Annotated in this window: 1 protein-coding gene; it reads left to right on the plus strand. The window is 71.9% G+C overall.

The genetic code is table 11. The features are described from left to right. Nucleotides 1-215 (plus strand): hypothetical protein (locus KUM44_RS31080; protein ID WP_217213102.1); only part of this gene is annotated, 215 nt, incomplete at its 5' end. Between the last annotated feature and the right edge of the window lie 713 nt (nt 216-928).

Consider the following 928-nt stretch of genomic DNA (forward strand, 5'->3'; position numbering starts at 1 on the left):
GTCCCTGCGGGCTGCGCCCGCAGCAACGGCACGCCCCCGCTGCGCGGGGGCGAGTGACGGAGCGTCACCGCCTGCCCTGCGGGCAGGCGTTCGCCCGGCTGCGCCGGGCGGTGCTCGCGCTCCGCTGCGCTCCACGCGAGGGCCGGGCGCGTGCCGCGCCCGGGAGCCCGCTGCGCGGGCAGGGCCGGACCGCTGCGCGGCACCGGCCCGGGTGACTCAACTCGGTGCATCACCCTGCGGTGTTGTGTAGGGATTGGGGTTCGGGAGCACCCCCTCCGCTGCGCTGCGGGGGTGAGGCTGGCAGCAAGGGGAGGGGGTGCGGCGGGTGGGTCCGGAGCGGCCCGGGTGGATCTTGCCGTCATGACGGCATGCCGTAGTGCCGTCTGTGGCACGACTACTGAGGGTGCTTCAATTCCGGGCCCTGGATAGAGTCTGGAATGGAGGCTGCATCACTCTGCATCACTGCTAGGGCCTATGTACCGTTGGCGGATCCTGGGCACCCCCTCCCGGGGGTGAACACGGGCCTGTCAACACCCGGGCGCGGGTGGGGCGCAGCGCTGTGCGCCCGTCTCCGGACCGCTCGGGTGCGGGCCCGGACCGAGGAGGCGCAGCGCAGTGACCTGCGTGGACATGCGAAACGGGCGTGCTCCTGGCCGTGTTGCGCACCTCCCCGCAGGCACCGCCGAGCCGCTCCGTGCGGGAGGCCGGCCACCCGCTCGCCGGGACCAGGACACCACCCACGGGCCCATCCTGACGGCTCCTCAGCCGTCCAGCCCGAATTCGATCGGTCGCCCGAAACACCGTTGACACCCCATCGGGAATCCGACCGTAAACACGAAACACCCCCGGGCCAATTCACGCCCGAGGGTGTTTCGCTGCGGCTCCGATTTACACCGCCCGCTCACGCTCCTTCTTCCGCCGATTAACG

Source organism: Streptomyces sp. AC550_RSS872 (assembly GCF_019049285.1).
Taxonomy (GTDB): Bacteria; Actinomycetota; Actinomycetes; order Streptomycetales; family Streptomycetaceae; genus Streptomyces.